We start from the raw sequence: 5,409 nt of genomic DNA on the forward strand, positions 1-5,409 counted from the left end.
GAGCCGCGCCAGCAGCAGCTCGACGATCTGGCGGATCTCTTTTTTGGTCAGCTGCCGGAATAAAATAATGTCGTCAATGCGGTTTAAAAATTCCGGCCGGAAAACATTTTTGAGCGCGGTCTGCAATTTTTCTTTCATTTTTTCGTAAGAGATGGCTTCTTTATCTTTGTCCGCCACAAAACCGAACGCCGCTTTACCCTGCTCCTCGGTGCCGGCGTTCGTGGTCATAATGACCACCGCGTTTTTGAAATTGGCCGTGCGTCCCTGCGAATCCGTCAACTGGCCGTCGTCCATGACCTGCAGGAGAATATTAAAAACTTCAGGATGCGCTTTTTCAATCTCATCCAGCAGAATGACCGAGTAAGGACTGCGGCGCACCTGCTCGGTGAGCTGGCCGCCCTCTTCGTAGCCGACATAGCCGGGCGCCGCGCCGATCAGCCGCGAGACATTAAATTTTTCCACGTACTCGGACATGTCGATGCGGATCATTTTGTCCTGCGAGCCGAATAAAAATTCAGCCAGCGTGCGCGCTAGCTCGGTCTTGCCCACACCGGTCGGCCCCGCGAATAAAAACACGCCGGACGGCTTATTGGGATCGGACACTCCGGCTCTGGCGCGGCGTATGGCTTCGGATACCGCGGCGATAGCGTCACCCTGGCCGACAACACGCTTGTGCAGCTCGGTCTCCATTTGCAGAAGTTTTTCCGATTCCTTCTGCTCGATGCGCGCGGCCGGTATGCCTGTCCAGTCAGCAATAATGCCGGCGATATCCGCCTCGGTCACCGCGACAGTAGTCGAGCCGTGCGACGCTTTCCACTCGGCGGTTTTTTCCGCCAGAGTTTTTTCCACGTCCGCGCGGCGGTTGTTGATCCGCTCCAGCTTGGCCTTGTCCGCGATCTGCGTGATAGAGGCCTGCTCTTTTTTGAGCAGCTCCAGTTCTTTTTTAAGTTTTTGGATTTCCGGCGGCAGCGAAATAGAAGCCAGGCGCACTTTCGCCGCCGCTTCGTCCATGACGTCGATCGCTTTGTCCGGCAGGAAACGCTCGGTGATATAACGTCTGGACATATTGACCGCGGCCAGTATCGCGGCGTCCGTGATCTGCGCGCGGTGATGCGCTTCGTAGCGGTCGCGCAGGCCTTTGAGTATCTCGATAGTGTCCTCCACGCTCGGCTGGTCGACATGGATCGGCTGAAAACGCCGCTCCAGCGCGGAATCTTTTTCTATATATTTGCGGTACTCGTCCAGCGTCGTGGCGCCGATACACTGTATTTCGCCGCGGGACAGCGCCGGTTTCAAAATATTGGCCGCGTCCATCGCGCCTTCAGCGGAGCCCGCGCCGACCAGATTGTGGATCTCGTCAATGAAAATCATCACGCGGTCATTCGCGCCGCGGATCTCTTCCATGACGGCTTTGATCCGCTCCTCAAATTCGCCGCGGTGCTTCGTGCCGGCGATCATGCCCGCCAGATCCAGCTCGATAACCCGTTTTTGCTGTAAGGTTTCCGGTACTTCACCGCCGACGATTCTCTGCGCCAGACCTTCCACAATAGCGGTCTTGCCCACGCCCGGGTCGCCGATCAGCACCGGATTATTTTTGGTGCGGCGGGAAAGGATACGGATCATACGGTCGATCTCTTTTTCACGACCAATGACCGGATCGAGCCGCGCTTGATAAGCCAGCGCGGTCAGGTCACGGCCAAAAGTTGTCAAAGCCGTGCGTTCCTCGGCGGGCGAATTTTGAAAATAGGATTCATTAATGTTTTTGGACTTGCGGGTTTTGCGGTCACCAAAACGGTCATTAACGGCCTTGACCGCGGATTCCAGAGTAATATTGTTTTTATGCAAAACCTGCGTGGCCAGGCCCTCGTTCTCACGCAGCAAGCCCAGCAAAATATGTTCCGGCCCGACATATTTGTAGCCGAGCTGCGCGGCGGTTTGATAGGCCAGCTCCAGCGCTTTTTTAGCGCGCGGTGTGAGCAGGATCGGCCGGTTGGCCGGGATTTTATTATTACTCTGGCCGACCAAAATCTCAACATCGGAAAACGCCTTGACCAGATCCAGCCCCAGATCTTTGAGCGTTTGCGTGGTGCTGCTTTCCGACTTGATCAGTCCCAGCAGCAGATGCTCGGTGTCAATGGCCTTGTGCCCCAGCCGGCGCACTTCCTCGGCGGCCAGATATAGCACGCGGTTGGCCGTGTTGGAAAAATAATCAAAGATCCGGTCTGGCCGCCGCTGGCCAAAAATCTGATTCAAAAAACTGCGCAGCTCCGGCGGCAGATCCAGATCGTCAAAACTATTAAAATTATCCAGCTCGCTCATTTTTCACAAACCTCGCTATTCTGGCCAACGCCTCTTTGAGCAGGGAGATTTCCGCCGCGTAGCAGCAGCGCACAAAACCCTCGCCGCCCGCGCCGAAAACATTGCCGGGCACGACCGCGACCTTTTCCCGCTGTATCAACTTTAACGCGAAATCTTCAGAAGTCAAACCGGTCGGGCGAATATCCACAAAAAGATAAAACGCGCCGGACGGCTCAGCGAATGGCAGACCGATTTTCTGCACAGCGCTGACCATAAAGTTGCGCCGCCGCAAATACGAACGGCGCATTTTTTCCACCTCGTCCCGGCAGGACTGCAACGCCTCGATCGCGCCGTACTGGGACATGATCGGCGCGCAAATCGCATAATATTGATGCAGTTTAATAACCTGCCGCATCAACTCCGCCGGACAGCAGATATAGCCGATGCGCCAGCCGGTCATCGCAAAGGCTTTGGAAAAACCATTGAGAATAATCGCGCGCTCTTTCAGGCCGGGCAGCGCGCCGATCGAGAAATGCGGTTCGCCATAAACCAGCTCCGCATAAACTTCGTCGGAGATGACCCAAATATCCTGTTTTTTGGCCAGCGCGGCGATTTTTTGCAGCTCGCTTCTGGGCATAACCGCGCCGGTCGGGTTATTGGGCGAGCAAATAAACAGCGCTTTGGTGCGGGGTGTGAGGAGCTTGGCGATCTCTTGCGCGCGCGGAATAAAATTTGTCCGGGCGGTGTTCAGACTGACCGCGCGCCCGCCCGCCAGCTCGATCAGCGGCTGATACGACACGTAGCAGGGTTCCGCCACGATAACTTCGTCGCCAGGATTGAGAATAGAACGCAAAACCAGATCGACGGCTTCGCTCACGCCAAAAGTTATCAGCAACTCGCTTGCGGGATCGTAGCTCAATTTGTATTTGGTCAAATATTTGGCGATTTCCTGACGCAATTCAAGCAAGCCCCAATTGGACGTGTAGGACGTGCGGCCTTTTTCCAGCGCGTAAAACGCTTTCTCGCGGATACTCCACGGTGTGACAAAATCCGGCTCGCCAACGCCCAGCGAAATAATATCTTTCCGGCCAATGATGAGGTCAAAAAAACGGCGAATACCCGAAGGCGGCATCCGGCTGACAACCTGCGAATATTTAGCGGAACGCTCCATGCGGCCTCTTTACGGCGCGACTTCCAGACGGGAAGATTTTTCTTTGCCGGAAAGCACCGCGCCGTTTTCTTTGTACTTTTTCAAAACAAAATGCGTTTTCGTGCCGCGCACGCCGTCTAAAGGCGCCAGTTTTTCGGAAACGAAAAACGCGACCTCTTTTAAAGTTTTGCCTTCGAGGATGACCTGCAGATCGTAGCCGCCGGAAATCAGATACACGGACTCCACCTGCGGAAATTTATAGATCCGTTCGGCCAGCGCGTCAAAGCCGGTCTCGCGCTCCGGGGTCACGCTCAGCTCAATGATCGCGCGCACCATTTCTTTTTTGGCCGGCACTTTTTCGGGATTGACGATCACACCGTATTTGACGATGATACCTTCATCTTCCAGTTGCTTGATCTTTTTACGGACAATCTTGGCGTCTTTTTTGAGCATCGCGGCGATCTCTTCCGGCGTCAGCCGCGCGTCGTTTTGGAGCAGCTCCAGTATTTCGTCCATAAATAAACACCCCTTTTACACCGGCAGTATAGCAAATCCAGCGGGATAAGGAAATTAAGCTGAAGCCTCTGCAAAAGCCCAAAAGTGAACTGTATCCGCTTTCGGCACAAAATAAAAATGGCACCGTTTTAGCTTACAGATCAGTTTCAATTATTTCCAAATATTTAACGTACATGTATTTTTTATTGCGCTGCAAGTCATTGGTTCGTTTTAATATTTTTAATTTTTCCAGTTTTCTGGCTAAAACATTGGCAGTTTTATTGGTTACGCCTAAAAATTTCTCAATGTTTTTAATGCTTGTGGTCGGATTGCGCAGCAGCTGCTGAAACAGAGCTTGCTCGTTCTTGCTGGATAAGAGCGCAGCATCTTCTTTTTCCAGGACAATAATTTTATTCGTTGTGTCCATTATTTGTTTGGCCACAGTTGTTATGCCGAGGAGAAAAAATTCTATCCAGCGTTCGTAGTTTCCTTGTTCTCTAACTTCTGTCAATAGATCATAATATTCTGTTTTCATTTTCTTTAAATAAAGGCTTAAATATAAAGTGGGAAATTTAAGTATGGCCTTGGCAATCAAAAACAAAGAAATCAACAGCCGCCCGATACGGCCATTGCCGTCGAGGAAAGGATGAATAGTTTCAAATTGATAGTGGATTAAAGCGATTTTTACCGCGCTGGGAGCCCTGTCCTGATAAAAATATTTTTCCAGATCACTCATCAAGGGAACGACATATTCCGCCGGCGGCGGTACGAATTTAGCGTTGGCTGGCGAAGCGCCGCCGATCCAGTTCTGCGAACGCCGCAACTCGCCTCTAGTTTTATAGGCTTCACCGCCGCGCACATCCTCGAGCAAAATAGCATGACAATCTTTTAATAATCTAACCGATAAAGGCAAGACGCCATTTTTAATATTATCGATCCCATACTGTAAGGCCTTGAAATAATTTTGCACTTCCCGAATGTCCTGGCCAACCCGCGCATTATTTTCATTTTCAAATATTTCTATCAAAGTAGATTGCGTGCCTTCGATTTGTGAGGAGAGCAGCGCTTCTCTCGTAGCATATCTTTCGGTTAAAAGTTTAGGATTTGGTAATAAAGCTTCTAACGCCCTCAATTCGCCAATGGCGATATTCGCCCGTTCAATAAGTTTTTGCAGATGGTCAAGCTTCAATTGTTTTTCTACATCCTGCAAGCTAATGGGTAAAAATGCCCGATAACCAGAGCTTGTGACAATATACTTCCCGCTGTGCATTTCTCTATTGTATATAATAACGATACGAAAATCAATAAAAGTATCGTTATTTCGTAAAGTTTAATCCCTAAGGGAGTCAAGTATCGTTATTTAGGCCAAAATGTTAATAACGTTACTTTTTTGATTAAAACTACCGTTATTTTTCGCAATGGTCTTTCTCGGCAGCGCGCTGGCGCTACACGACTTTTATAATATA

The 5,409-nt window shown here is 50.9% G+C and carries 4 protein-coding genes; all 4 read right to left on the bottom strand.

Annotation, left to right across the window (positions count from 1 at the left end; translation table 11 throughout):
- Positions 1–2,319, bottom strand: a 2,319-nt coding sequence (locus LBJ25_02335; protein MDR1452797.1) for an ATP-dependent Clp protease ATP-binding subunit, incomplete at its 3' end; no start/stop codon positions are given.
- A complete protein-coding gene (locus LBJ25_02340) occupies positions 2,303–3,469 on the bottom strand; it encodes an aminotransferase class I/II-fold pyridoxal phosphate-dependent enzyme (protein MDR1452798.1) in 1,167 nt (388 codons plus the stop codon). The genes LBJ25_02340 and LBJ25_02335, both read right to left, overlap by 17 nt.
- 9 nt (positions 3,470–3,478) lie before the next feature.
- Positions 3,479–3,964: an Lrp/AsnC family transcriptional regulator gene (locus tag LBJ25_02345; GenBank protein ID MDR1452799.1), complete on the bottom strand. Its 486-nt coding sequence runs from the start codon at positions 3,962–3,964 to the stop codon at positions 3,479–3,481.
- A 133-nt stretch (positions 3,965–4,097) separates the two neighbouring features.
- Positions 4,098–5,213 (bottom strand): Fic family protein, encoded by a 1,116-nt coding sequence (locus LBJ25_02350; GenBank protein MDR1452800.1) that lies wholly within the window; start codon positions 5,211–5,213, stop codon positions 4,098–4,100.
- Between the last annotated feature and the right edge of the window lie 196 nt (positions 5,214–5,409).

The sequence above is a fragment of the Candidatus Margulisiibacteriota bacterium genome (assembly GCA_031268855.1).
Classification (GTDB): domain Bacteria; phylum Margulisbacteria; class Termititenacia; order Termititenacales; family Termititenacaceae; genus Termititenax.

Excerpts from the sequence above, each read along its gene's own strand:
- LBJ25_02340 (MDR1452798.1), bottom strand. The coding sequence starts at position 3,469 with ATGGAGCGTTCCGCTAAATATTCGCAGGTTGTCAGCCGGATGCCGCCT.
- LBJ25_02345 (MDR1452799.1), bottom strand. The coding sequence starts at position 3,964 with ATGGACGAAATACTGGAGCTGCTCCAAAACGACGCGCGGCTGACGCCG.
- LBJ25_02350 (MDR1452800.1), bottom strand. The coding sequence starts at position 5,213 with ATGCACAGCGGGAAGTATATTGTCACAAGCTCTGGTTATCGGGCATTT.